This is a genomic window from Pseudomonas sp. (assembly GCF_030147005.1).
Classification (GTDB): domain Bacteria; phylum Pseudomonadota; class Gammaproteobacteria; order Pseudomonadales; family Pseudomonadaceae; genus Aquipseudomonas.
This window is the reverse complement of sequence record NZ_JASLAW010000093.1, coordinates 20048-45629: the sequence shown is the minus strand read 5'-3', so window position 1 is coordinate 45629 and position 25582 is coordinate 20048. Positions and strand designations below refer to the sequence as shown.

Annotated in this window: 26 protein-coding genes and 1 riboswitch; of the genes, 21 read left to right on the top strand and 5 right to left on the bottom strand. The window is 62.0% G+C overall.

What is annotated here, in order from left to right; translation table 11 throughout:
* The first annotated feature begins 55 nt into the window (after positions 1 to 55).
* From cysM to Q1V60_RS08600, 5 genes are all read left to right on the top strand, one after another.
* Positions 56 to 958, top strand: a complete 903-nt coding sequence (gene cysM, locus Q1V60_RS08620) for a cysteine synthase CysM (RefSeq protein WP_300629274.1) — start codon at positions 56 to 58, stop codon at positions 956 to 958.
* A complete protein-coding gene (gene rlmD / locus Q1V60_RS08615) occupies positions 958 to 2310 on the top strand; it encodes a 23S rRNA (uracil(1939)-C(5))-methyltransferase RlmD (RefSeq protein WP_300629271.1) in 1353 nt (450 codons plus the stop codon). Before cysM ends, rlmD begins: the two co-directional genes overlap by 1 nt.
* Positions 2311 to 2429: 119 nt before the next feature.
* Positions 2430 to 4673, top strand: coding sequence for a GTP diphosphokinase (relA, locus tag Q1V60_RS08610; protein WP_300629268.1), 2244 nt, complete (start codon positions 2430 to 2432; stop codon positions 4671 to 4673).
* Between the two features lie 157 nt (positions 4674 to 4830).
* The gene (gene mazG, locus Q1V60_RS08605) at positions 4831 to 5664 is read left to right on the top strand and encodes a nucleoside triphosphate pyrophosphohydrolase (protein ID WP_300629266.1); all 834 of its coding nucleotides are present in this window, start codon (positions 4831 to 4833) and stop codon (positions 5662 to 5664) included.
* 25 nt (positions 5665 to 5689) lie between these two features.
* A complete protein-coding gene (locus tag Q1V60_RS08600) occupies positions 5690 to 6235 on the top strand; it encodes a DUF2058 domain-containing protein (RefSeq protein ID WP_014719402.1) in 546 nt (181 codons plus the stop codon).
* 93 nt (positions 6236 to 6328) lie between these two features.
* On the opposite strand, the gene Q1V60_RS08595 is transcribed toward Q1V60_RS08600, so the two are convergent.
* The 4 genes from Q1V60_RS08595 to purM form a co-directional block, all read right to left on the bottom strand.
* Positions 6329 to 6517: a hypothetical protein gene (locus tag Q1V60_RS08595; protein ID WP_300629263.1), complete on the bottom strand. Its 189-nt coding sequence runs from the start codon at positions 6515 to 6517 to the stop codon at positions 6329 to 6331.
* Positions 6518 to 6806: 289 nt separating this feature from the next.
* Positions 6807 to 7520: a DUF3108 domain-containing protein gene (locus Q1V60_RS08590; RefSeq protein WP_300629261.1), complete on the bottom strand. Its 714-nt coding sequence runs from the start codon at positions 7518 to 7520 to the stop codon at positions 6807 to 6809.
* A gap of 8 nt (positions 7521 to 7528) precedes the next feature.
* A complete protein-coding gene (gene purN, locus Q1V60_RS08585; RefSeq protein ID WP_300629259.1) occupies positions 7529 to 8179 on the bottom strand; it encodes a phosphoribosylglycinamide formyltransferase in 651 nt (216 codons plus the stop codon).
* Positions 8180 to 8190: 11 nt separating this feature from the next.
* A complete protein-coding gene (purM, locus tag Q1V60_RS08580; protein ID WP_300629256.1) occupies positions 8191 to 9249 on the bottom strand; it encodes a phosphoribosylformylglycinamidine cyclo-ligase in 1059 nt (352 codons plus the stop codon).
* Between the two features lie 340 nt (positions 9250 to 9589).
* Here purM and Q1V60_RS08575 point away from each other — a divergent pair, with 340 nt between their 5' ends.
* The 5 genes from Q1V60_RS08575 (at position 9590) to Q1V60_RS08555 (ending at position 14226) form a co-directional block, all read left to right on the top strand.
* On the top strand, positions 9590 to 10630 hold the full coding sequence (locus Q1V60_RS08575) for a DUF2066 domain-containing protein (RefSeq protein WP_300629255.1): 1041 nt from the start codon (positions 9590 to 9592) through the stop codon (positions 10628 to 10630).
* Between the two features lie 82 nt (positions 10631 to 10712).
* Positions 10713 to 11786 carry an AI-2E family transporter gene (locus Q1V60_RS08570; protein WP_300629254.1) on the top strand — a complete coding sequence of 358 codons (1074 nt, stop codon included), beginning with the start codon at positions 10713 to 10715 and terminating at the stop codon, positions 11784 to 11786.
* Positions 11787 to 11993: 207 nt separating this feature from the next.
* On the top strand, positions 11994 to 12698 hold the full coding sequence (gene hda, locus Q1V60_RS08565; RefSeq protein ID WP_065884498.1) for a DnaA regulatory inactivator Hda: 705 nt from the start codon (positions 11994 to 11996) through the stop codon (positions 12696 to 12698).
* Positions 12699 to 12911: 213 nt separating this feature from the next.
* Positions 12912 to 13541 (top strand): NlpC/P60 family protein, encoded by a 630-nt coding sequence (locus tag Q1V60_RS08560; RefSeq protein WP_300629252.1) that lies wholly within the window; start codon positions 12912 to 12914, stop codon positions 13539 to 13541.
* 145 nt (positions 13542 to 13686) lie between these two features.
* Complete coding sequence (locus Q1V60_RS08555; RefSeq protein ID WP_300629251.1) at positions 13687 to 14226, top strand: C40 family peptidase; 540 nt, start codon at positions 13687 to 13689, stop codon at positions 14224 to 14226.
* A gap of 120 nt (positions 14227 to 14346) precedes the next feature.
* Here the strand turns inward: Q1V60_RS08555 and Q1V60_RS08550 are convergent, their stop codons facing one another.
* Positions 14347 to 15660, bottom strand: a complete 1314-nt coding sequence (locus Q1V60_RS08550) for a sorbosone dehydrogenase family protein (RefSeq protein ID WP_300629250.1) — start codon at positions 15658 to 15660, stop codon at positions 14347 to 14349.
* Positions 15661 to 15759: 99 nt separating this feature from the next.
* Positions 15760 to 16018: riboswitch (cobalamin riboswitch) on the top strand.
* 78 nt (positions 16019 to 16096) lie between these two features.
* On the opposite strand from Q1V60_RS08550, the gene cobO reads away from it, so the two are divergent.
* The 11 genes from cobO (at position 16097) to Q1V60_RS08495 (ending at position 25529) form a co-directional block, all read left to right on the top strand.
* Positions 16097 to 16708: a cob(I)yrinic acid a,c-diamide adenosyltransferase gene (cobO, locus tag Q1V60_RS08545; protein WP_300629248.1), complete on the top strand. Its 612-nt coding sequence runs from the start codon at positions 16097 to 16099 to the stop codon at positions 16706 to 16708.
* The gene (locus Q1V60_RS08540) at positions 16705 to 18096 is read left to right on the top strand and encodes a cobyrinate a,c-diamide synthase (protein WP_300629246.1); all 1392 of its coding nucleotides are present in this window, start codon (positions 16705 to 16707) and stop codon (positions 18094 to 18096) included. The genes cobO and Q1V60_RS08540 overlap by 4 nt, the downstream gene beginning before the upstream one ends.
* Complete coding sequence (bluB, locus tag Q1V60_RS08535) at positions 18093 to 18743, top strand: 5,6-dimethylbenzimidazole synthase (protein WP_300629243.1); 651 nt, start codon at positions 18093 to 18095, stop codon at positions 18741 to 18743. The genes Q1V60_RS08540 and bluB overlap by 4 nt, the downstream gene beginning before the upstream one ends.
* Positions 18740 to 19648 (top strand): adenosylcobinamide-phosphate synthase CbiB, encoded by a 909-nt coding sequence (cbiB, locus tag Q1V60_RS08530; RefSeq protein ID WP_300629241.1) that lies wholly within the window; start codon positions 18740 to 18742, stop codon positions 19646 to 19648. The genes bluB and cbiB overlap by 4 nt, the downstream gene beginning before the upstream one ends.
* Complete coding sequence (cobD, locus tag Q1V60_RS08525; protein ID WP_300629237.1) at positions 19641 to 20630, top strand: threonine-phosphate decarboxylase CobD; 990 nt, start codon at positions 19641 to 19643, stop codon at positions 20628 to 20630. The genes cbiB and cobD overlap by 8 nt, the downstream gene beginning before the upstream one ends.
* A complete protein-coding gene (locus Q1V60_RS08520; protein ID WP_300629234.1) occupies positions 20627 to 22078 on the top strand; it encodes a cobyric acid synthase in 1452 nt (483 codons plus the stop codon). The genes cobD and Q1V60_RS08520 overlap by 4 nt, the downstream gene beginning before the upstream one ends.
* A gap of 127 nt (positions 22079 to 22205) precedes the next feature.
* The gene (cobU, locus tag Q1V60_RS08515) at positions 22206 to 22727 is read left to right on the top strand and encodes a bifunctional adenosylcobinamide kinase/adenosylcobinamide-phosphate guanylyltransferase (RefSeq protein WP_300629232.1); all 522 of its coding nucleotides are present in this window, start codon (positions 22206 to 22208) and stop codon (positions 22725 to 22727) included.
* Positions 22724 to 23779: a nicotinate-nucleotide--dimethylbenzimidazole phosphoribosyltransferase gene (cobT, locus tag Q1V60_RS08510; protein WP_300629230.1), complete on the top strand. Its 1056-nt coding sequence runs from the start codon at positions 22724 to 22726 to the stop codon at positions 23777 to 23779. The genes cobU and cobT overlap by 4 nt, the downstream gene beginning before the upstream one ends.
* Entirely contained in the window at positions 23776 to 24351 is a 576-nt protein-coding gene (cobC, locus tag Q1V60_RS08505) for an alpha-ribazole phosphatase family protein (RefSeq protein ID WP_300629228.1), read from the top strand. The genes cobT and cobC overlap by 4 nt, the downstream gene beginning before the upstream one ends.
* A gap of 2 nt (positions 24352 to 24353) precedes the next feature.
* Positions 24354 to 25082, top strand: a complete 729-nt coding sequence (locus tag Q1V60_RS08500) for an adenosylcobinamide-GDP ribazoletransferase (RefSeq protein WP_300629227.1) — start codon at positions 24354 to 24356, stop codon at positions 25080 to 25082.
* A 42-nt stretch (positions 25083 to 25124) separates the two neighbouring features.
* Positions 25125 to 25529: a MarR family transcriptional regulator gene (locus tag Q1V60_RS08495; RefSeq protein ID WP_300629225.1), complete on the top strand. Its 405-nt coding sequence runs from the start codon at positions 25125 to 25127 to the stop codon at positions 25527 to 25529.
* The last annotated feature ends 53 nt before the right edge of the window (positions 25530 to 25582 follow it).

Here is a 25582-nt window from a genome sequence, read left to right as displayed (position 1 = left end):
CACGGATCTTTCCCGGTATGATGTCCGCCCCCGCAGTCTGGATTGCGAATACGCCATGACCTTGCAGTACCCAACAATCGCCGATTGCGTCGGCAACACGCCCCTGGTCCGCTTGCAACGCATGGCGGGTGAAACCAGCAATACCCTGTTGCTCAAGCTTGAAGGCAACAACCCCGCCGGCTCCGTCAAGGACCGCCCGGCGCTGTCGATGATCACCCGCGCCGAACTGCGCGGGCAGATCAAGCCGGGCGACACGCTGATCGAAGCCACCTCGGGTAATACCGGGATCGCCCTGGCCATGGCCGCCGCGATCAAGGGTTACAAGATGGTGCTGATCATGCCCGACAACGGCAGCGCCGAGCGCAAGGCCGCGATGACCGCTTACGGCGCCGAACTTGTCCTGGTCACCCAGGAGCAGGGCATGGAAGGCGCCCGCGACCTCGCCGAGCGCATGGCCGCCGAAGGCCGTGGCGTTGTGCTGGACCAGTTTGCCAACGGTGACAACCCCGAAGCGCACTACACCAGTACCGGCCCGGAAATCTGGCGCCAGACCCAGGGCACCGTTACCCATTTCGTCAGCTCCATGGGCACCACCGGCACCATCATGGGCAATTCGCGCTTTCTCAAGGAGCAGAACCCGGCGATTCAGATCGTCGGCCTGCAACCGATGGAGGGCGCGGCCATCCCCGGTATCCGGCGCTGGCCTGAAGAGTACTTGCCGAAGATTTACAACGCCACGCGAGTGGACCGCATTATCGACATGGCCCAGCGTGAAGCCGAAGACACCACCCGCCGCCTGGCCCGTGAAGAGGGCATCTTCTGCGGCGTGTCGTCCGGTGGGGCCGTGGCCGGTATGTTGCGTTTGTCCAGGGAGGTTGAAAACGCGGTGATCGTCGCGATCATCTGTGACCGAGGCGACCGCTACCTGTCGACCGGCATTTTCGACGAACCCAACTGATGGCCAAGCACGAGAGAGGCCTGCGCTTCCAACCGACGGGCGGCAGCCGCGCCCCGCAGATTCCGGTAGGCAAGAAGCAACGCCTGACCATCGAACGCCTGGCCAACGACGGTCGCGGCATCGTGTACTTCGAAGGCCGTACCTGGTTCGTCAATGGTGCGCTGGCCGGCGAAGAGGTGGAAGCGCGGGTGCTCGGCGCCCACGGCAAGGTGGTCGAGGCGCGCACCGAGCGTGTGTTCAAGGCCAGCGAACTGCGCCGCCCGGCACCCTGCGCCCATGTTGGCCGCTGCGGCGGCTGCAGCGTGCAACACCTGCCCCATGACGAACAGCTCGCCCTGAAGCAGCGCATGCTCGCCGAGCAATTGTCCCGCGTGGCCGGTGTCGAGCCGCAAGAGTGGGCCGCACCGTTGAGCGGCCCGGAATTCGGCTACCGCCGTCGCGCCCGCGTGGCGGTGCGGTGGGACGCCAAGGCGAAAACACTCGAGGTGGGTTTTCGCGCCGTGGCCAGCCAGGACATCGTCGCCATCGATGATTGCCCGGTATTGGTACAGGCCTTGCAACCGATCATGCAGCGTCTGCCGAACATGCTGCGCCGCTTGAGCAAACCGCAGGCGTTGGGGCACGTGGAGCTGTTCAGCGGTACGTCCGTCGCCGTGTTGCTTCGGCATATGGCACCGTTGTCAGACGCGGACATGCAGGTGTTGAAGGAGTTTTGTACGTTCCATGACGCGCAATTATGGCTGCATGGCGAAGGTCAGCCGGAACCGGTCGAGCCAGATAAAGCGCTCGGTTTTCGACTGGAGGCATGGGACCTGGAACTGGCTTATCGGCCGGGAGATTTTGTACAGGTCAACGCCGGGGTCAACGAGGCGATGGTCGCCCAGGCCATGGAATGGTTGGCGCCGCAACCCGATGAACGGGTACTGGATCTGTTTTGCGGGCTGGGCAATTTCGCCCTGCCACTGGCCCGGCAGGTACGCGAAGTGGTGGCCGTGGAAGGCGTGCAGGCCATGGTGGAGCGTGCTGCACAAAACGCCGTAAACAATCATTTGCATAATGCAAAGTTTTTTCAGGCTGATTTGTCCCTGCCTCTGACTGACGCGCAATGGGCCAAACAGGGCTTTTCTGCGGTACTCTTGGACCCACCTCGCGATGGTGCCCAAGAGGTTGTGCGTGAACTTGCCGGTCTGGGTGCCAGGCGCCTGGTGTACGTATCCTGCAATCCAGCCACGCTGGCGCGGGACACGATTGAGTTGGTCAAGCAAGGCTACCGGCTAAAGCGTGCCGGGATCCTCGACATGTTTCCGCAGACAGCGCATGTCGAGGCGATGGCGTTATTTGAAGCGGGCTAGGATGCCCGTTAATCCGACTGGCCTGCATTCTCCAGGGCCGTGAACTGCCAGGGAAACTGCAGCAAGGTCGGCGATGATTTTTGGCGCATCCAAGGTGCGTCATAGGGAAGGTAAGCAAGATGGTACAGGTGAGAGCACACCAGCCGATCAACACTGACGGCAGTATCAATCTCGAGGCATGGCTGGATCATGCCGTCAGTGTCGACCCGGCACTTGACCGTGAAGCCTTGAAAGCAGCCTGCGAGTTCGCTCGTGAGTCTGAGCAGCAAGATAATGCGGCCAAGAACCTGTGGGCGGAGGGCACTTCAAGCTTTCGTACCGGGTTGGAAATTGCCGAGATCCTTGCCGATCTCAAGCTGGACCAGGATTCGCTGATCGCCGCCGTGCTCTATCGCGGCGTGCGTGAAGGGCACATCCCGTTGCTGACCGTCAGCCAGCGTTTCGGCGCCGTGGTGGCCAAGCTGATCGACGGCGTGCTGCGCATGGCGGCCATCAGCGCCAGCCTCAGCCCGCGCCAATCCATGGTGCTGGGTACCCAGGGCCAGGTGGAAAACCTGCGCAAGATGCTGGTGGCCATGGTCGACGACGTGCGCGTCGCGCTGATCAAACTGGCCGAACGTACCTGCGCGATCCGTGCAGTGAAAACCGCCGACGACGAGAAGCGCAACCGCGTCGCCCGCGAAGTCTTCGACATCTACGCGCCGCTGGCGCACCGCCTGGGTATCGGTCATATCAAATGGGAGCTGGAGGACTTGTCCTTCCGTTACCTCGAGCCCGATCAATACAAACAGATCGCCACGTTGCTGCATGAGCGGCGGCTCGACCGCGAGCGCTTTATCAGCGACGTGATGGGCCAGTTGCGCGCCGAGCTGCAGGCCACGGGCGTGGATGCCGACATCAGCGGTCGCGCCAAGCATATCTATTCGATCTGGCGCAAAATGCAGCGCAAGGGCCTGGCGTTCAGCCAGATCTACGACGTACGCGCAGTGCGTGTGCTGGTGCCGGAAATGCGCGATTGCTACACCGCGCTGGGTATCGTGCACACCCTGTGGCGGCACATTCCCAAAGAGTTCGACGACTACATCGCCAACCCCAAGGAAAACGGTTACCGCTCGCTGCACACTGCGGTGATCGGCCCTGAAGGCAAGGTGCTGGAAGTGCAGATTCGCACCCACGCCATGCATGAAGAGGCGGAACTGGGGGTTTGCGCGCATTGGCGTTACAAGGGCACCGACGTCAAGGCCGGTTCCAACCAGTACGAAGAGAAAATCTCCTGGTTGCGCCAAGTGCTGGAGTGGCACGAAGAGCTTGGCGACATCGGCGGTCTGGCCGAACAGTTGCGCGTGGATATCGAGCCGGACCGGGTCTACATTTTCACCCCCGACGGCCACGCCATCGACTTGCCCAAGGGCTCCACGCCACTGGACTTCGCTTACCGTGTGCACACCGAAATCGGCCATAACTGCCGGGGCGCCAAGATCAACGGGCGCATTGTCCCGCTCAATTACAGCCTGCAAACCGGTGAGCAGGTCGAGATCATCACCAGCAAGCACGGCACGCCGAGCCGCGACTGGCTGAACCCGAACCTGGGTTATATCACCACCTCGCGGGCGCGGGCGAAGATCGTCCACTGGTTCAAATTGCAGGCCCGCGACCAGAACGTCGCCGCCGGCAAGACGTTGCTCGAGCGCGAACTGGCGCGCCTGGGCCTGCCCCAGGTGGACTTCGACAAACTGGCCGAAAAGGCCAACATGAAGATCGCCGAAGACATGTTCGCGGCCCTCGGCGCCGGCGACCTGCGCCTGGCCCAGTTGGTCAACCTGGCCCAGCAACTGGTGGAGCCGGAGCGCGGTAACGAACAGCTGGAATTGATCCCGCGCAAGGCCACCGGCTACAAGCCCGGCAAGCGTGGCGATATCCAGATCCAGGGCGTGGGCAACCTGATGACACAAATGGCCGGTTGCTGCCAGCCGTTGCCCGGCGACGCCATCGTCGGCTATATCACCCAGGGACGCGGGGTGAGCATTCACCGCCAGGACTGTGCCTCGGTGTTGCAACTGGGCGGGCGCGAGCCGGAGCGGATCATTCAGGTCAGTTGGGGGCCGGTGCCGGTGCTCACCTACCCGGTGGACATCATCATCCGTGCCTACGACCGCTCCGGTCTGCTGCGCGATGTGTCGCAGGTGCTGCTCAACGAGCGGATCAACGTACTCGCGGTCAACACCCGCTCGAATAAAGAGGACAACACCGCGTTGATGTCCCTGACCATCGAGATTCCGGGGCTGGACGCGCTGGGGCGGTTGCTGGGGCGTATTTCCCAGTTGCCGAACATCATCGAGACGCGGCGTAATCGCACCCCATGAATATCAGAATAAACGCGGACTGAACGGTGGGAGCGGGCTTGCTCGCGAAAGCGCTGTGTCAGTGCCATGACTGTTGGCTGATGCGCCGTATTCGCCAGCAACCGTGCTCACACATTTGATCTTCCGTGCACTCGGCAATAGGGGCAGAGATTGAACAATGTATTCCCTTGAAGACCTGTTACACCTGATGAGCCGCCTGCGCGACCCGCAATTCGGTTGCCCGTGGGACATCAAGCAAACCTACGCCAGCATCGTGCCGCATACCCTCGAAGAAGCCTACGAGGTGGCCGATGCCATCGAGCGCGGCGACTTTGATCACCTGCAAGGCGAGTTGGGCGACCTGTTGTTCCAGGTGGTGTATTACAGCCAGTTGGCGCGGGAAGAGGGGCGCTTTGAGTTTGCCGGGGTGATCGACAGCATCACTCACAAGCTGATCCGGCGTCATCCCCATGTGTTTCCTACCGGCGATCTGTACGCGCCGCTGGACATCCCGCAGTTGAGCGAAGAGCAGGTCAAGCAGCGCTGGGAGCAGATCAAGGCCGAGGAACGCGCGCAAAAGTGCGATGCACCCGAGCAACTGTCCCTGCTCGATGATGTGCCCACCGCCTTGCCGTCTCTTTCCCGCGCCGCCAAATTGCAAAAGCGCGCCAGCCAGGTGGGTTTCGACTGGCCGAGCGCGTTGCCGGTGGTGGATAACGTGCGCGAAGAGCTAGATGAAGTGCTCGAAGCCATGGCCGATAACGACTCGGCAGCCATTGCCGATGAAGTCGGCGACCTGTTGTTTGCGGCGGTCAACCTGGCCCGTCATCTCAAGGTCGACCCGGAAACCGCGCTGCGTGGCGCCAATGCCAAGTTCGAGCGACGCTTCCGATTTATCGAACAGGCATTGCGCGATACGCATCAACCCATAGAAGATTGCACCCTAGAAACGTTGGACGCCCTGTGGGGCGAAGCCAAACGTCAGGAAAAGAATGTATCCAGCTGCGGTTGAGCAGTTGCCCAAGTGAGTAAGCACCATGAGCCTTTCCCTTCGCGACCAGTTGCTCAAAGCAGGTCTGGTCAACCAAAAGCAGGCCAAACAGGTCGGCAAAGAGAAGCAGAAACAGCAGCGGCTGGTCCACAAAGGGCAAGCCGAAGTCGATGACACTCAGGCGCGCCTGGCAGCCGAGGCGCACGCCGAGAAGGTCAAGCGCGACCAGGAACTGAACCGTCAGCAGCAGGAAAAAGCCGAGGCCAAGGCCCGCACGGCCCAGGTCAAGCAATTGATCGAAACCTCGCGGCTGCCAAAGTTGACCACCGAGGACTACTACAACTTCGTGGATGACAAGAAGGTCAAGCGCCTGTCGGTCAACACGCTGATGCGCAATAAACTGAGCAACGGCTCCCTGGCCATCGTGCACCACGGCGGCGGCTACGAGGTGATTCCGCGCGAGGCTGCGCTGAAGATCCAGGAGCGCGCGCCTGAGCGTATCGTGCAGCTCAATATCCTGACTGAAAGCCAGGTGCCGGATGAGGATGATCCGTACGCCGCCTACCAGATCCCGGATGATCTGATGTGGTAAGGCTGTAGAAACAACAAACCCCGCCAAAAGGCGGGGTTTGCGTTTGCAGACAGCCCGGCTGCGTGGGCCGGGTGTCTACGCGATTTCAGTGTTTCAGGAGCCTTCTGCCTGGCGTTTCATCTCAAGCGTTTCAAGTTCGTTTTTATAGTGGTGAGCGTCGCTCTCGGTGTGAAACATGCCGACCAGCAAATCTTGTTGATGTACATCCCAGATGTGAATCCCGTGGCCTACCGCTTCATGGGACATATGTTCATCGTCGCGTTCAGTTACTTTTACAGTCATCTGCTTGCTCCAATCTCTGGTTGATCTGCGGCAAGTCGTCGCAGGCAGTTGTTATATGATTTGTTAGCTTGCTAAGTAAACCTGTTTTTCGCACAACAATTTATTGCGGGAAACGCAACAGTGCTGCAGGCCGCGCAAGCCGTGACATGCGGTCGCAGTGGCTTGAGGCAGATGACAAAAGTTTCATGTTAGGGCTGGGTTTGGCAGGTGACAGATGTTTGATCAGCAAAAGCCACAGGCGAAAAAAAGCCCCGCATTCAGCGAGGCTCTTCTTTGAATCATCAGCCCGTCAGCTACCTTTGACGGCCTTACCGTCAACGGTGCCATCCTGCAGCATGATGTTGTATTCCTTGCCGTCCGTTTCAACCTGACGCAAGGCAACCAGAATGCCGCCCTGGTCCTTGGCAAACCACATCTGCGTGATGCGCTTGCTCTGCGACGGGTCACGCACGCGTTCAACCTTGATCGCGTCGATTGAGCCCACCTTGGTCTGGACTTTTTCCGGACCAATAACGCGGAAGTCATAGGTGTCGACGTCAGTCCCTTCGGCCACGCGGTAGCTCATGCTTTTCTTGCCGGCAGCCACATCACGCTGAAGCGCGAGTTGGTACGTGGACTTGTCGAGCATGCCGCTTTCGAGGGTGACGTTAACCGGGTCCTTGTTTTCAAAGCCGGTGATTTTCTTGGTCGCCTGGTCGAAATCCAGGTTGATCTTCTTCGCTTTGCCCAAGCCGCCGCGCTCGAAGCTGTAGCTCTTGGGTTGCAGGGTGTCCTTGTCAAACAGGATCACGCTGGTTTCGGTCAAGCTGGCAATCATCATCGAGGCCTTGAAGTTCAAGGTCCACGTGCCGTCGCCGTTTTTGGTCAGGCTGCGTTCAGCCGAACCACTCATGGGCAGTTGCTTCCAGTCGGCGGTGTAGCTGACGGAGAAGGGGTGAAGGTCTGCCGCTTGTACGGCAGGCAGAGCGAACAGCGCAAAAGCGAAGAGCAGGGCGCGACGCATAAAATCTCCTAGGTTCGAATCAAGTGGCCGCTGGCCGCGAGTAACTGACCGTCCAATAATGCTCCCTGTTCACCAAGAATCAACCGACCCTCGGCAAACCAGCGAACAGCCAACGGGTAAATCCTGTGTTCCTGGGTATGAACCCGTTGCGCAAGCGTCTGCGCCGAGTCACCTGACTCTACCGGAACCACTGCCTGTACGACCAGAGGCCCGCCATCGAGTTCCTCGGTGACAAAGTGCACGCTGCAGCCATGCTCGCTGTCGCAGGCGTCTAGGGCACGCTGGTGGGTGTGCATGCCTTTGTACTTGGGCAGCAGGGACGGGTGGATGTTGAGCAGGCGCCCTTCGTAATGCCGCACGAAATCGGCGCTGAGGATGCGCATGAAGCCGGCGAGCACCACGAGCTTGGGGTTGAAGGCGTCGATCAGTTCGATCAAGGCGCGGTCGAAGGCCTCGCGACCTTCGAAAGCCTTGTGATCCAGCGAGCGGGTGTCGATACCCGCGTCCCTGGCGCGTTGCAGGCCGTAGGCGTCGCTGCGGTTGGAAATCACCGCAGCGATGCGCACCGGGCTGTCGCCGGTACGCGTGCTATCGATCAGGGCCTGCAAGTTACTGCCGGTGCCGGAGAGCAGCACCACGACATCACATGTAGCGGGCATCCGCTCTTGCATCAATGAGCCTTAAGGTTTTTCAGTTCAACCGAAGCCGCGCCTTCGGCGGCGGTGGCGATCTGGCCAATGACCCAAGGCTGTTCGCCGGCTTCACGCAATACGTTCAGCGCGGTTTCAACGTGCTCTTGGGCTACGCAGATGACCATGCCCACGCCGCAGTTCAGCACGCGGTGCATCTCGGTTTCGTTGACGTTGCCTTTCTCTTGCAGCCAGTCGAATACCGCAGGGCGCTGCCAGCTGGCCACGTCGACAATCGCCTGGGCGCCTTTTGGCAGCACGCGTGGGATGTTGTCCAGCAGGCCGCCGCCGGTGATGTGGGCCATGGCTTTGACAGCGCCGGTGTCCTTGATCAGCTTGAGCAATGGCTTGACGTAAATGCGCGTCGGGGCCATCAGCAGGTCGGTGAGTGGCTTGCCGTCGAGCTGGATGTTCTCGATGTCGGCGCCGGACACTTCGATGATCTTACGGATCAGCGAGTAGCCGTTGGAGTGCGGGCCGGAGGATGGCAGGGCGAGCAGGGCGTCGCCGGCAGCCACTTTGGAACCGTCGATGATCTCGGCTTTTTCTACCACGCCGACGCAGAAACCCGCCAGGTCGTAGTCTTCGCCTTCGTACATGCCTGGCATTTCAGCGGTTTCGCCGCCGACCAGGGAGCAACCCGACAGTTCGCAGCCGGCGCCGATGCCGGTGACCACTTGGGTCGCGGTCTCGACATTGAGTTTGCCGGTGGCGTAATAGTCGAGGAAGAACAACGGCTCGGCGCCGCACACCACCAGGTCGTTGACGCACATGGCAACCAGGTCGATGCCGATGCTGTCGTGCTTGTTCAGGTTCAAGGCCAGGCGCAGCTTGGTGCCCACACCGTCGGTGCCGGAAACCAGTACAGGCTGCTTGTAGCCGGCCGGGATTTCGCAGAGGGCGCCAAAACCGCCCAGGCCGCCCATGACTTCGGGGCGCGCAGTGCGCTTGGCGACGCTCTTGATGCGTTCGACCAATGCTTCACCGGCGTCGATGTCTACACCGGCGTCCTTGTAGCTCAGGGAGGGTTGCTTGCTCATGATCCAGGCCTTTAGGGGGGATTTCTGGGTAACGACCGGGCGGGCAGGCACTTTTGGTAAAAGGCCCAGCCGTTGACGGTCTGCGAAGGCGCGCGATTTTATCAGGCTTGAGGGGCAGCGGCCATCCTCGGGCCGACGGGCAGGGCATATGAGCTAAAAAAAACCGAACCGGCCCGGTAATGGACCGTATTAAGGTATAGCCTTGAACCCGCTGTCGTTATGACAGTGTGAATACTTACCGAGGCCCGTGAATGTTTTACCGGTCGCTGTGTCACAGCCTTGCCAAGCCGAGTTCACGCGGTCTGTTCCAACCGCTAAATTTGTCGTTCGGGAATCTTCCATGCGTCTGTGTAAATTCTTTTTTGTAGGCTGCTTGTCGTTGGTCAGCCTGGCGAGTCATGCCGAAACCCTCAATGGCCTCTATCAAGTTCTCGAACCGGTCAGCAGCCAGTCGCCCCAAGAGCGCGACCAGGCCACCCAGCGCGCCGTGCAAACCCTGGTTATCCGCCTGACCGGCGACGCCAAGGCCGCAGAAGGCCCGGGCCTGGCGGCGATCCGCAAGGATCCGCAACAAATCATCAGCCAATACGGCTACGACGCCGGCCCGCCGGAAAGCCTGCAAGTGGATTTCGACCCGGTCAGCACAGATCGCGCCTTGCGTGACGCCGGTTTGGCGATCTGGGGCAGCAATCGACCCTCGATCCTCGGTTGGTGGCTGAACGACTCCACTGAGGGCAGCAGCCTGGTTGGCGACGGTCAGGCGGTGGCTCAGGCGCTGCGCCGGGCGGCCCAGCACCGAGGTTTGCCGCTGCGCCTGCCGCTGGGTGACTTGGACGAACAGGTCGTCGCCACCGCGCCGAATCTGGAAAGCGCGGACGCCACCCCGCTGCGCGCCGCCTCCGAGCGCTATGGCGCCGATGCGTTGCTGGCGGTTCATGCGCGCCAGGAAGGTAGCCAGTGGCAGGCCAACTGGCGCCTGTGGCTGGGCGACAAAACCGAGCAGGGCACCGCTCAAGGGGCTGACACTGCCGCGGTCGCCGATGCCGTATTGCTTGCCGTCAGCCAAAAGCTGGCACCGCGCTTTGCGGTCAAGCCGGGGGTCAGCGCCGAACAGCTGCTTGAGGTGCAAGGCATGAACCTGGAGCGCTACGCCGTTCTGGGTCGTTTGCTGGAGCCCTTTGGTGGCCAGCCGCAGCGGGTCGATGGCAATCGTATTGTGTATCGCGTCAATGGCAGTGCCGACCAATTGCGCACTCAGTTGAGCCTGGCCAAATTGCAGGAAGTACCGGCCGGCGAAGCCCCCGTCCAGCAGCCGCCGGCCGATGGCACACAACCGGCCGCCGCGCCTGAACCCCAGGCGCAGTTACGTTTTCATTGGTAAGTAGGTAAGTAGGTAAGTAGGTAAGTAGGTAAGTGGTCTTCCTTCTATATAAGCGGGAAGCAAATAACAGAGGAAGTGGTTTATGGCGGATACGCGTCGTTGGGTGTGGCTTGGCGGGATTGTCCTGCTGTGCGTGTTTGTGTTCTTGCTGCATTCGATCCTGACGCCGTTCCTGGTTGCGTTGCTGCTCGCCTATCTGTTCGACCCCGTCGTGGATCGCCTGGAGAAAGCCGGCCTGTCGCGAACCTGGGGTGTGATCGCGGTGTTTGCCTTGTTTACCCTGATCATCACCGCACTGGTGCTGGTGTTGGTGCCGATGTTGGCCAAGCAGCTGTATCGACTGTACGAGCTGGCGCCGCAGATGCTCGACTGGTTGCAGCACACGGCGATGCCTTGGGCTCAGGCCAAGCTGGGGCTGTCGGACGGTTTCTGGAAGTTCGACAAGGTCAAGGCGGCTATCAGTGAACATATGGACAAGACCACTGATATCGTCAGCATGGTGCTCAGCCAGGCAACCGCTTCCAGCCTTGCGCTGATCGGCTGGCTGACCAACCTGGTGCTGATCCCGGTGGTGGCGTTCTATCTGCTGCGTGACTGGGACATCATGATGGCCAAGATCCGCAGCCTGCTACCGCGCGACCGCGAGGAGCGCATCGTGACCCTGGCGGGCGAGTGCCACGAAGTACTTGGGGCGTTCGTGCGCGGGCAACTGCTGGTGATGTTGGCGCTGGGCATCATCTACGCCGCAGGCTTGATGGCGATCGGCCTTGAGCTGGGCCTGTTGATCGGTTTGATTGCCGGCCTGGCTGCGATCGTGCCGTATATGGGGTTCGTGATCGGGATCGGCGCCGCGCTGGTGGCAGGGCTGTTCCAGTTTGGCGGCGATCTGTACCCGATGCTGGGGATCGTCGCGGTGTTCATGGTCGGCCAGGCGCTGGAAGGCATGGTGTTGACGCCGCTGCTGGTGGGGGACCGCATCGGCCTGCATCCTGTGGCGGTGATCTTTGCGATCCTGGCGGGCGGTGAGCTGTTCGGCTTTACCGGGATCCTGCTGGCGCTGCCGGTGGCGGCGGTGATCATGGTGCTGGTGCGGCATGTTCACGATGTGTACAAGGATTCGGACGTGTACACGGGCGTTGAAGATCCTGATCTGTAAACGCGGTGTCACAAACCCGGCTCATAGCCGGGTTTGTTGTTTAGAGGGGGGCGGGTGCGTCAAACAATTTGCATAAAACCAGCAAGTTAACGCAAACCTTTGATTTTGCTTGCGGTCTGCTGCATTGTGCGCCCGGCGCCACGCGTATAAACTTTGTTAACTTTACACAGAGGCCACTAACGGTTCGATGGGAGCCGTTCAGTCAGCATGAAACCGATTCAGCTGCCCCTAGGTGTGCGTCTGCGTGACGACGCTACCTTTATCAATTACTACCCAGGCGCCAATGCCGCTGCACTCGGCTATGTCGAGCGCCTCTGCGAAGCCGACGCCGGGTGGACTGAAAGCCTGATCTATCTGTGGGGCAAGCATGGCGTAGGGCGTACCCACTTGCTGCAGGCCGCGTGCCTGCGTTTTGAACAAATGGGCGAGCCGGCGGTTTACCTGCCTTTGGCTGAACTGATGGACCATGGTGTCGGGATCTTCGACAACCTCGAACAATACGAACTGGTGTGTCTTGACGATTTGCAGGCCATTGCGGGCAAGGCGGATTGGGAAGAGGCGCTGTTTCACCTGTTCAACCGCCTGCGCGACAGTGGTCGGCGCCTGTTGATCGCCGCATCCACGTCGCCGCGTGAGCTGCCGGTGAAACTGGCCGACCTCAAGTCGCGCTTGACGCTGGCGCTGATCTTCCAGATGCGGCCCTTGTCCGACGAAGACAAATTGCGCGCCCTGCAGCTGCGCGCCTCGCGTCGCGGCCTGCACCTGACCGACGAGGTCGGGCACTTCATCCTGACCCGTGGCACGCGCAGTATGAGCGCGTTGTTCGATTTGCTCGAACAGCTCGATCAGGCCTCATTGCAGGCTCAGCGCAAGCTCACCATTCCGTTTCTCAAGGAAACCCTCGGCTGGTAGCCAGCCCTTGTATCTGCGGGCGCTCGGCAAATCCCGGGCGCCAGAAAACCTGCGTTCTGGCCGGTTTGGCCACGCAAAAGGCATGTATCAGGGATTAAGGGCTTAGATGGCATAGCCCAAACAAGAAGTCACAAAGAACCCGATTGAATTTGCAAATCGATGTGATAGCGGGCATAGTCTCGCCTTCTTTACACATCAGCCACGGTCGTGCCCATGCTAAATCGCTTCGCACCCCTCGTGCCTCTCGCACTCGTTACCCTGTTGTTTGGTTGCGCCTCCCACCCTCAGCAGGTGGCGGAACAGCAAAAACCACAGGTTCAAAATCAGGCTAAATTCGTTGCTGCACAGTCTGCTTCTGTTTATGAAGAAGAGCTGGCAACCGAAAAAGAACTGGCCGATTTCTCCGGCAGCAAGCCTTACCAGCTTCCGGTTCTGGCCGACAGCATTCTCGAACGCGGCATGTCCCTGATCGGTACCCGCTACCGTTTCGGCGGCACTTCCGAAGCCGGTTTCGACTGCAGCGGTTTTATCGGTTACCTGTTTCGTGAAGAGGCCGGCCTGAATCTGCCGCGCTCCACTCGCGAAATGATCAACGTGAAAGCACCGTTGGTCGCACGCAACAACCTCAAGCCCGGTGATCTGCTTTTCTTTAGTACTGCCGGCCGCGGCCGTGTCAGCCACGCCGGTATCTACTTGGGCGATAACCAGTTTATCCACTCCAGCAGCCGTCGTAGCGGTGGTGTGCGGGTCGATAACCTGGGCGACAGCTACTGGAGCAAAACCTTCATCGAAGCCAAGCGTGCACTCGCCATGGCCCCGTCTACGGTTACCGCCAGTAAGTAAAGTTAAAGTGATACTTGAAGTTTGACGCGTAAGCGCTAGAATCCCTGGACATTGTTGTAATCCGTTCGCGCGAGCCCTGCTTGCGCGTTCTGGTTTTCAGCGTTCGGCAGCGAAAGCCGCATCCAGATCAGGATTGTTTCTGCTTATGTCGACCTCGGCCCGCCTCATTCTTCTCGTTTGCGCCGCGCTCCTCAGCGCCTGCGCAAGCCGTCCACCGCCGCCAGCTCCCGTCGCAGTCAAGCCTAAGCCGGTGTTCAACTATTCCACCCAGAATTTCTCGCCTGCCGCCGAAGACGTGCTCTTCCGCGCGCTGGGCCTGGTAGGCACGCCTTACCGCTGGGGCGGCAATACGCCTGACTCGGGGTTTGATTGCAGCGGCCTGATCGGCTTTGTCTACCGCGACGCGGCGGGTATCTCTCTGCCACGTACCACCCGCGAGCTGATCGTGATGCGCGCCCAGGACGTCAGCGAGCAAAACCTGCAAACCGGTGACCTGTTGTTCTTTGCCACCGGTGGCGGTTCGCGGGTGAGCCACGCGGGCATTTACGTGGGCGAGGGCCGTTTTGTGCACGCGCCGCAGACCGGCGGTACGGTGAAGCTCGATACCTTGTCCAAAGCGTATTGGCAGAATGCCTACTTGAGCGCCAAGCGTGTGCTGCCGGCAAACCTGGCACGCAATCCCTGAGTTGAATGCAGTTGCAAATGTGGGAGCGGGCTTGCTCGCGAAGGTGGAATGTCAGTCAATACGTTTCTGACTGGTTCACTGCCTTCGCGAGCAAGCCCGCTCCCATTTTTCGTACTGGGGTTATTTAGCTGTCGATACCCGCCACACCTTGTTCCCCACATCATCGGCCACCAGCAAAGCCCCTTGCTGGTCGATCACCACGCCCACCGGCCGGCCCATGGCGTTCTCATCCTTATCGAGGAACCCGGTCAGCACGTCCACCGGCGTGCCTTTAGGCTGCCCACCCTCGAACGGCACGAAAATCACTTTGTAGCCGCTGTACGGCTTGCGATTCCATGAACCGTGCTGGCCGATGAACGCACCGTTGCTGAACTGCGCCGGGAGTTTGTTGCCGGGTGCAAATGTCAGCCCCAGCGACGCGGTATGAGGGCCGACCGCATAGTCCGGCGCAATGGCCCTGGCAACCAGCGCCGGGTTTTGCGGCGTGACGCGCACATCCACATGTTGCCCGTAATAGCTGAAAGGCCAACCGTAGAACGCGCCATCCTTGACCGAGGTGATGTAATCCGGCACCAGGTCACTGCCGATTTCATCGCGCTCGTTCACCGCCGTCCACAGTTTGCCGCTCTGCGGCTCCCACGCCATGCCATTGGGGTTGCGCAGGCCGGAGGCGAAAATACGATGCTGGCCGGTGGCGCGGTCGACTTCCCAGATCGCCGCCCGACCTTCTTCGGCTTCCAGGCCGTTCTCGCCGACGTTGCTGTTGGAGCCGACGCTGACATACAGCTTGCTGCCATCCTGGCTGGCTATTACGTTTTTGGTCCAGTGATGGTTGAGGCTGCCCCCCGGTAAATCGACGACCTTGGTGCCGGCCGCCTTGATCGCGGTTTCGCCAGGCTGATAGGGGAAGCGCAGCAGCTTATCCGAGTCCGCCACGTACAGGTCGTTGCCGACCAGTGCCATGCCGAACGGCGAGTTGAGGTTTTCCAGGAACACCGTGCGCGTTTCGGCGACGCCGTCGTGGTCGGCATCGCGCAGCAGGGTGATGCGATTCGGGCTCGGCACCCCGGCCCCGGCGCGGCCCATGACTTTCTCCATGACCCAGCCGCGAATGCCTTTGGTGTCATCCGGCTTGGGCGGTGCGTTGGTCTCGGCCACCAGTATGTCGCCGTTGGGCAGTACATAGAGCCAGCGCGGATGCTCCAGGCCCTCGGCGAACGCGGCTACCTGGGTGCCGGCAGCGGCCGTTGGCTTGGCGCCGTCGGGCCAGCCTACAGCCGGCGCGATGTTCACGGTAGGGATCAGCGTCTTGTTCGGTTCCGGCAGCTTGGGCGATGGCCCGGTGCCGTCAGCCACCTGCAGGGTAGAGCTTTCTCCGCAGGCGGCGAGGGTGCCGGCCAGCATGATCAGTAAGGCAAGTCTGGTTTTATGCATGGTGTTCTCCTGAATACCTGTAAGGGTAGAGAAGCACATCACCTTGATGGTTCAAGTACAGGGCCAGCTTTAATTGACGCTCCACCCCCAACCCACTAACCTTCGCGGCTTGTTCCAGGTGCTCTGTGGCGTTTGCGTCGACGGAGTGAAACAGGGAAGCCGGTGAGTGAGCGCACTTGTAAACAGTGCAGCCGCAATCCCGGCGCTGCCCCCGCAACGGTAAATGAGTCAAGACGGCGCTGTTGGCCACTGTATCGCAGGCGATACGGGAAGGCGCGCCGTCGGCAGGCCCTGCCTTTTTACAAAGACAGGGCCCCACTCATGAGCCCGGAGACCGGCCTGAAACATTCAACAGCATCACGGTGGGCGATGCTTGGCTGTCTGTTTTTCTTTTTTCCTGCCCGCCGTTTTTGTCCAGCCCCAACGGAGAGCTGCCATGACCGATACCCCCGACCGCGAAGAACGCCACCTGGCGCGCATGCTGCGCAAAAAAGCCGTGATCGACGAACGCATCGCCAGTTCGCCCAATGAGTGCGGTTTGCTGCTGGTGCTGACCGGCAACGGCAAGGGCAAAAGCAGCTCGGCCTTTGGCATGCTGGCCCGGGCCATGGGCCATGGCATGCAGTGCGGCGTGGTGCAGTTCATCAAGGGGCGTCACAGTACCGGGGAAGAAATGTTCTTCCGCCGCTTCCCCGAGCAAGTGCGCTTCCACGTGATGGGCGAAGGTTTCACGTGGGAAACCCAGGATCGCCAGCGCGATATCGCCGCCGCCGAAGCGGCCTGGGCGGTGTCGCGGGCGATGCTCAATGACCCTTCCATCGGCCTGGTTGTGCTGGACGAATTGAACATCGCGCTCAAGCACGGCTACCTCGACCTGGACCAAGTGCTCAGCGACCTGCAAGCGCGCCCGCCGATGCAGCACGTGGTGGTCACCGGCCGTGGCGCCAAGCCTGAACTGATCGAAATGGGCGACACCGTCACCGAAATGGGCATGCTCAAGCACGCTTTCCAGGCCGGGATCAAGGCTCAAAAGGGCGTCGAACTTTGAATCAGCCCCGTCATTGCCCGGCCGTATTGATCGCCGCGCCGGCGTCCGGCCAGGGTAAAACCACCGTCACCGCCGCGTTGGCGCGTTTGCACCGCAACCTGGGGCGCAAGGTACGCGTATTCAAATGCGGGCCGGACTTTCTTGACCCGATGATTCACGAACGCGCCAGCGGAGCGCCGGTGTATCAATTGGACATGTGGATGGTCGGCGAGCAGGAAAGCCGTCGTTTGTTGTGGGAAGCGGCGGGGGAGGCCGACCTGATCCTGATCGAGGGCGTGATGGGCCTGTTCGACGGCACCCCGTCCAGCGCCGACCTGGCGCGGCATTTCGGTGTGCCGGTGCTGGGGGTGATCGACGGTACGGCCATGGCTCAGACCTTTGGCGCGCTCGCCTTGGGCCTGGCGCGCTACCAGCCGGACCTGCCCTTCGCCGGCGTGCTCGCCAACCGCGTCGGCACGTTGCGCCATGCGCAGTTACTGGAGGGCAGCCTGACTGAAGGCTTGCGCTGGTACGGCGCGCTTTCGCGCGAAACCGGCATCGAACTGCCCAGCCGTCACCTGGGCCTGGTGCAGGCCAGCGAACTGAATGATCTCGACGTGCGCCTGGACGCCGCCGCCCAAGCCTTGGGCAGCAGTTGCGAAGTCGCCCTGCCGCCGCCGGTCACCTTTGCCGCGCCGCACGTGATCACCGCCGAGCCGTTGCTCGCCGGGGTGCGCATTGCGGTGGCCCGTGACGAAGCCTTCGCTTTTACCTACGGCGCGAGCCTCGACCTGTTGCGAGCGATGGGCGCCGAGCTGGCATTTTTCTCGCCCGTGCATGATCGTGACCTGCCGGACGCCGATAGCCTTTACCTGCCCGGCGGCTACCCGGAACTGCATCACCTGGCGTTGTCGCAAAATACCGCGATGCTCGCCGCGATCCGCGCCCATCACGCCGCCGACAAGCCGTTGCTGGCCGAGTGTGGCGGCATGCTGTACTTGCTGGACTCGCTCACCGATGTCGACGGCAACCGCGCCGAGCTGCTTGGTTTGTTGCAGGGCGATGCGGTCATGCAGAAGAAACTGGCGGCGCTGGCTCTGCAAAGTGTCGAGCTGCCGGAAGGCACATTGCGTGGCCACACTTATCACCATTCCCTCACAAGCACCGAATGCCAGCCGATTGCCCGTGGCTTGAGCCCCAATGGCGGGCGCGGGGCCGAGGCGGTTTATCGACAGGGGCGTATGACGGCTTCCTACGTGCACTTCTACTTTCCATCCAATCCATCGGCGGTGGCCGCATTATTTGCGCCCGACAGGGGGACCGCGTTCGCGAGCAAGCCCGCTCCCACAGTTGACCGAGTTGAAACACAATCCGATGTGGGAGCGGGCTTGCTCGCGAAGCGGCCATGACCGACAACGCCTTCCCCAAAGCCGACCGCGAAGCCGTGTACCGCGCCATTGCCGAACGCCGCGACATGCGCCATTTCAGCGGCGGCACGGTAGCTCCCGAATTGCTGCACCGCCTGCTCCTGGCCGCGCACCAGGCCCCCAGCGTTGGCTTGATGCAGCCCTGGCGTTTCATTCGCATCAGCGACCGCTCATTGCGTGGGCGAATTCAACAGTTGGTGGAGGAAGAGCGCTTACGCACCGCCCAAGCCCTGGGCGAACGCTCCGACACATTCATGAAGCTCAAGGTCGAAGGCATCCACGACTGCGCCGAAGTGCTGGTGGCGGCCTTGATGGACGACCGCGAGCGGCACATTTTCGGCCGTCGCACCTTGCCGGAAATGGACATGGCCTCGCTGTCCTGTGCGATCCAGAATCTGTGGCTGGCGGCCCGCGTCGAAGGGCTGGGCATGGGCTGGGTCTCGATGTTCGAGCCTCAGGCGCTCGCCGACCTGCTGGGTTTGCCGCCTGGCGCAAAACCCCTGGCCGTGTTGTGCCTGGGCCCGGTGACCGAGTTTTATCCGGCACCGATGTTGCAGCTCGAAGGCTGGACCGAACCTCGGCCATTGAGTGACATGCTGTATGAAAACCTGTGGGGAGTGAGTCAATGAGTGTGGCCTTGCTGTGTGTCGCCGCAGTGGCGCTGGATGCGCTGCTGGGCGAACCCAGGCGCTGGCATCCGCTGGTGGCGTTCGGCAATTTCGCCGGGCGCATCGAACAACGTTTCAACACAGGAGGCCGTGGCTGGCGCAGCCATGGCGTGACCGCGTGGTTTATCGCGGTGGTGCCGCTGACCTTGCTGGCAACCGCATTGTCCTGGGCGCCTTACATCGGCTGGGTGCTGGAGATCCTGGCGTTGTACTGCGCGCTGGGCATGCGCAGCCTGGGGGAACATGTGATTCCGGTCGCCCAGGCCCTGCGCAGTGATGACCTGGAAGCGGCGCGCAAACGCGTGAGTTACCTGGTCAGCCGCCAGACCAGCGAATTGGACCGCACCGAAGTCGCCCGCGCCGCCACCGAGTCGGTGCTGGAAAACGGCAGCGACGCCGTGTTCGCCGCGCTGTTCTGGTTCGTGGTCGCCGGCGTGCCGGGCGTGGTGCTCTATCGCTTGAGCAACACCCTCGATGCCATGTGGGGCTATCGCAATGAACGCTTCGAACGCTTTGGCTGGGCCGCGGCAAAGATCGACGATGGGCTCAACTATATTCCTGCACGTCTGGTGGCCTTGACCTACGCGTTGCTCGGCAAGACTCGCCTGGCCCTCAAATGCTGGCGCACCCAGGGCCCGACCTGGGACAGTCCCAACGCCGGCCCGGTGATGGCCGCCGGTGCCGGTGCGTTGGGCGTCGAACTGGGTGGTGCGGCGATTTATCACGGCCAGGTGCACCAGCGGCCGGTGTTGGGCGAAGGCCCGCCCGCCGACGCTGACGCCATCGACCGTGGCTGGCAGCTGGTGCAGCGCGGCGTATGGTTGTGGCTGCTGATCCTGTGCGCGGGGGCGCAATTTTATGCTTGAGCACGGTGGTCGGCTGCGCAAGGCCGCAATTGAATACGGGATCGCCGAAGCGGATTGGCTCGATTTGTCCAGTGGCTTGGCGCCCTGGCCGTGGCCGATCCCCGAGATTCCTTTGCGTGCCTGGGCACGGTTACCCGAAACCGACGACGGTCTGGAAAAGGCAGCCAGCGACTACTACGGTGCTGCGCAGGTGTTGCCGGCGCCGGGCTCCCAGGCCGCGATCCAATTACTGCCGCGCCTGCGCCGTTCCGGCAAGGTCGGCGTGCTGTCGCCGTGCTACGCCGAGCACGCTGAAGCCTGGCGGCGTGCCGGTTATGTGGTGCGCGAAGTGCAGGAGCAGGAAGTCGACTTCTTTCTCGACGGCCTCGACGTGCTGGTGGTGGTCAACCCCAACAACCCCACCGGCCTGAGCCTGGCCCCGGAGCGCCTGCTCGACTGGCATGCGCGGCTGGCCCAGCGCGGCGGCTGGCTGGTGGTGGACGAAGCCTTCATGGACGTAACCCCGCACTTGAGCCTCGCCAGCCATACCCACCGGGTCGGCTTGATCGTGTTGCGCTCATTCGGCAAATTCTTTGGCCTGGCCGGTGTGCGCCTGGGCTTTGTGCTGGCCGAGCGCAGGTTGCTCAAGTTGCTCGCCGAACAGGTCGGGCCATGGGCGGTCAGCGGGCCGACACGGGTAATCGGCCAAGCCTGCCTGCGCGATGGCGCCGGGCACACCCGCCAGCGCGATCGTTGCATCGCGGCCGGTCAGCGCTTGTTCGATCTGCTCGAGCGCCAGGGCTTTAAACCCCATGGGGGCTGCGCCTTGTTCCAGTGGTTGATCACACCGCACGCCGAACGCTTGCACGAATTCATGGCCCAGCGCGGCATTCTGCTGCGCCTGTTCGTACACGACAGCAGCGTACGTTTCGGTCTGCCCGACAGCGAAGCCGACTGGCAGCGTCTCGAGACGGCCCTGGCCGCTTACAAGGAAGCGACATGAGTACGTTAATGGTGCAGGGCACGACCTCCGACGCCGGTAAAAGCACGCTGGTGACCGCGCTGTGTCGCTGGCTGGTGCGCCAGGGGATAGCCGTGGCTCCGTTCAAGCCGCAGAACATGGCGCTCAACAGCGCGGTGACCGCCGAAGGCGGCGAGATCGGCCGCGCCCAGGCGGTGCAGGCGCAGGCCGCCAACCTGGCGCCCCATACCGACATGAACCCGGTATTGCTCAAGCCCAACAGCGACACCGGTTCCCAAGTAATTATCCATGGCCACGCCGTGACCAGCATGAACGCGCTCGCCTACCACGACTACAAGGCCATCGCGATGCAGGCGGTGCTGGCTTCCCATACACGCTTGAGCCAAGCCTATCCGGTGGTCATGGTCGAAGGCGCGGGCTCGCCGGCCGAGATCAACCTGCGCGCCAATGACATCGCCAATATGGGCTTCGCCGAAGCGGTGGATTGCCCTGTGCTGTTGATCGCCGATATCAATCGCGGCGGGGTGTTCGCCCATCTGGTCGGCACGCTGGAATTGTTGTCACCCAGCGAGCAGGCCCGAGTCCGGGGTTTTATCATCAACCGTTTTCGCGGTGATATCGCGCTGCTGCAGCCGGGTCTGGATTGGCTGGAGGCGCGCACCGGTAAGCCGGTGTTGGGCGTGCTGCCCTATGTGATGGACCTGCACCTTGAGGCCGAAGACGGCATCGACCAGCGCCAGATCGACAAGGCCGCCCAGGTGCTCAAGGTGGTAGTGCCGGTGCTGCCGCGCATCAGCAACCACACGGATTTCGACCCGCTGCGCCTGCATCCTCAGGTGGATCTCCAATTCGTCGGGCCGGGTCAGTCGATCCCTGCCGCCGACCTGATCATCCTGCCGGGCTCGAAAAGCGTGCGCAATGATTTGGCGTACTTGCGTGCCAACGGCTGGGATACCGCCGTGGCGCGGCACTTGCGTTATGGCGGCAAGGTGCTGGGGATTTGTGGCGGATTGCAAATGCTCGGCGAGCAGGTGCATGACCCGCTCGGCCTGGAAGGGCTCGCCGGTTCCAGCGACGGCTTGGGGCTGCTGGCCTTCAGCACGACGCTGGAGCAGGAAAAGCAATTGCGCAATGTGCGAGGGCGGTTGTTGCTGGAGGATGCCGAGGTCAGTGGGTACGAGATTCATGCGGGGGTGACCTGCGGCGAGGCGTTGTTGAACGCGGCGGTGCGTCTGGATGACGGGCGCCACGATGGCGCCCGCAGTGCTGATGGGCAAATCCTCGGGACATACCTGCACGGCCTGTTCGAAACCCCGGCCGCGTGCAGCGCATTGCTGCGCTGGGCCGGTTTGCAGGACGTGCAGGAAGTGGATTACCACGCCCTGCGTGAGCGGGATATCGAGCGCCTGGCGGATCTGGTGGAAAACCATCTGGACACTGAACTGTTGCGCAAGCTATGCGGGGTTTGACTGTGTGCACGAGGTTCCGGTGTGGGTGGCTTGCCTGCGATGGCATCAGCCGGATACCCCGAGGTGCCTGCATCGCAGGCAAGCCAGCCCCCACATTGGACCGCGTTGTAAATAGAGGTGTGTCGCTATGCTCCAACTGATCCTGGGCGGTGCACGCTCGGGCAAGAGCCGTCTCGCCGAAAAGCTCGCCAGCGACAGCGGCTTGCCGGTCACTTACATCGCCACCAGCCAGGCGCTGGATGGTGAGATGAATGAGCGGGTCGCCCTGCATCGCCAACGTCGCCCCGACCATTGGGGCCTGATTGAAGAGCCGGTTGCATTGGCGCGGGTGTTGCGTGAAAACGCTGCAACCGAGCGTTGCCTGCTGGTGGACTGCCTGACCCTGTGGCTGACCAATCTGCTCATGCTGGAAGACCCCGAGCGCCTGGCCTTGGAGCGCGACCAATTGCTGGAAACCCTGGCTGCACTGCCGGGGCAGATCATTTTTGTCAGCAACGAAACCGGAATGGGTGTCGTGCCGCTGGGCGAATTGACTCGCCGCTATGTGGATGAAGCCGGTTGGCTGCATCAAGCCTTGGCCGAGCGGTGTCAGCGCGTGGTACTGACGGTTGCCGGCTTGCCCCTGACTTTGAAAGGTACTGCGTTATGACGGATTCCTGGTGGCTCAACCCCTGCAAGGCCATTGACGCTTCTGCGCAAGCACAGGCGCTTTCACGTCAGCAGCAATTGACCAAGCCCGCCGGTTCTCTCGGCCAATTGGAGACGCTGGCGGTGCAACTGGCCGGTTTGCAGGGCCGGCTCAAGCCGTCGGTAGAGCACCTGTGGATCGCGATTTTTGCCGGCGATCATGGCGTGGTGGCTGAGGGCGTGTCGGCCTTTCCCCAAGAAGTGACCGGGCAAATGCTGCACAACTTTGTCACCGGCGGCGCGGCCATCAGCGTATTGGCCCGGCAGTTGGGCGCGCAGTTGGAAGTGGTCGACCTCGGCACTGTGACCCCATCCCTGGCTTTGCCCGGCGTGCGTCACCTGAATATCGGCGCGGGCACGGCCAACTTCGTCAACGGCCCGGCGATGACCCAGGCCCAGGGGCGCCAGGCCCTGCACGCCGGCCGAGACAGCGCACGCCGTGCCCTGGAAGAAGGCGCGCAGCTGTTTATCGGTGGCGAGATGGGCATTGGCAACACCACCGCCGCCAGTGCGTTGGCGTGTGCGCTGTTGGACTGCCCGGTGAGTGACCTGACCGGTCCGGGCACGGGTTTGAATGCCCAGGGCGTCAGCCATAAGGTGGCGGTCATCGAGCGCGGCCTGACGTTGCATGCGGCTCAGCGCGACGACGCGTTGCAGACGCTGTTCAACCTGGGCGGCTTTGAAATTGCCGCGCTGGTCGGTGCCTACCTGGCCTGCGCGCAGGAAGGCCTCGTGGTGCTGGTGGACGGGTTTATCTGCAGCGTCGCCGCGCTGGTCGCCACGCGCTTGAACCCGGCATGCCGCGACTGGCTGGTGTTCGGCCATCGTGGTGCCGAGCCGGGCCATCGTCACGTGCTGCACAGTCTCGACGCACAACCTCTGCTGGACCTGGGCCTGCGCTTGGGTGAAGGCAGCGGCGCGGCATTGGCGGTGCCGTTGCTGCGCCTGGCCTGTGCGCTGCACGGGCAGATGGCGACATTCGCCGAAGCCGCCGTGGCGGATCGCCCCGCATGAGCTTGCACCTGGACCTGCTGCGTCACGGTGAAACCGAGTTGGGCGGCGGGCTGCGCGGCAGTCTGGATGACGCGTTGACGGCCAGGGGCTGGGAACAGATGCGCGCCGCCGTGCTGGGGCAGGGGCCGTGGGACCGCCTGATCAGTTCGCCGTTGCAACGCTGCGCGCGCTTTGCCCAGGAACTGGGCGAACGTCTCAACCTTCCCGTCAGCCTGGAAAAAGACCTGCAAGAGCTGCACTTCGGCGCTTGGGAAGGGCAGAGCGCGGCCGCGTTGATGGAAACCGACGCCGAAGGCTTAGGCTTGTTCTGGGCAGATCCCTACAGCTTTACGCCGCCAGAAGGTGAGCCGGTAGGGGCGTTTTCCGAACGGGTACTGGGCGCTGTCTCACGTCTGCGGCAGGCCCACGCCGGTGAGCGCGTGCTGTTGATCAGCCACGGTGGCGTCATGCGGCTGCTATTGGCGCGTGCGCGCGGTTTGCCCCGTGAACAATTGCTGAATGTTGAAGTGGGCCACGGTGGGCTGTTCAGCCTGCACGTGGCTACCGATGGCACGTTGCGGGAAGAGGGCTGAACATGTTGCCATTCTGGATCGCCCTGCAATTTCTGAGCAGTCTGCCGATTCGTCTGCCAGGCATGCCGCAACCTCGGGAACTGGGGCGCTCGTTGCTGTTTTACCCGATGGTGGGCTTGCTGTTTGGCCTGCTTCTGTGGGGGCTGAACAGCCTGTTAATGGGCACGCCACTGTTGCTGCACGCCGCGCTCTTATTGACCGCCTGGGTGCTGCTCAGCGGTGGCCTGCACCTGGACGGCCTGGCGGACAGCGCCGACGCTTGGCTGGGTGGCTTCGGCGACCGCGAACGCACCCTGACCATCATGAAGGACCCGCGCAGCGGGCCCATTGCCGTGGTCACCCTGGGACTGGTGTTGCTGCTCAAGTTCACCGCACTGGTGGCTTTGATCGAGCAGCACAACGGCGCTGCGCTGATTCTCGCGCCATTGATCGGCCGGGCGTCGATGCTGGCGCTGTTTCTCACCACCCGCTATGTGCGCGCAGGTGGATTGGGCCAGGCGTTGTCGGATCATTTACCAAGGGTTGTCGGCCAACAGGTACTGGTCCTCAGTGGATTGGCTTGCATCCTGATCGGCGGCTTCAACGGTGGGATGGCGGTATTGCTCGCCGCAGTTTGTTTTATCGGGTTGCGCCAGGTGATGGTCAACCGCCTCGGTGGCACCACCGGCGATACCGCCGGCGCTCTGCTGGAGCTGCTAGAAGCGGCGGTGTTGATCGGGTTGGCGCTGTAACACTTCCTTGCATTTCCTCAACTCCGGGTATATACACGCTCCATGCTTGCCTCCCAATGTTTATGCACCAACCTGCGACGTGCCGCCCGTGGCGTCAGCAGACATTACGACGGCGCCCTCGACGGCTTCGGGATCAACGTTGCGCAGTATTCTTTGCTGTGCAACTTGCAACGTCTCGATCAGCCGAGCATTTCCAGCCTGGCCGAAGCCATGGGCCTGGACCGCAGCACCTTGGGGCGCAACCTGCGCGTACTGGAAGGTGATGGTCTGGTTCAGCTGGTTGAAGGCGATGACCTGCGCAACCGCCTGGTGGTCTTGACCGAGGCGGGCCGGCAACGGTTGGCTGCGGCCTTGCCGGCATGGGAGGCGGCGCAGCAGAAATTGATCGATAAGTTGGGCGCCGAAAAGCGCGAAACCTTGTTGGCCTTGCTGGATGAACTCGCCTGAACGGCGGTTTGTTCGCCTATAAGCGGGTATATACCCGTGAGCGGAGAATAAGA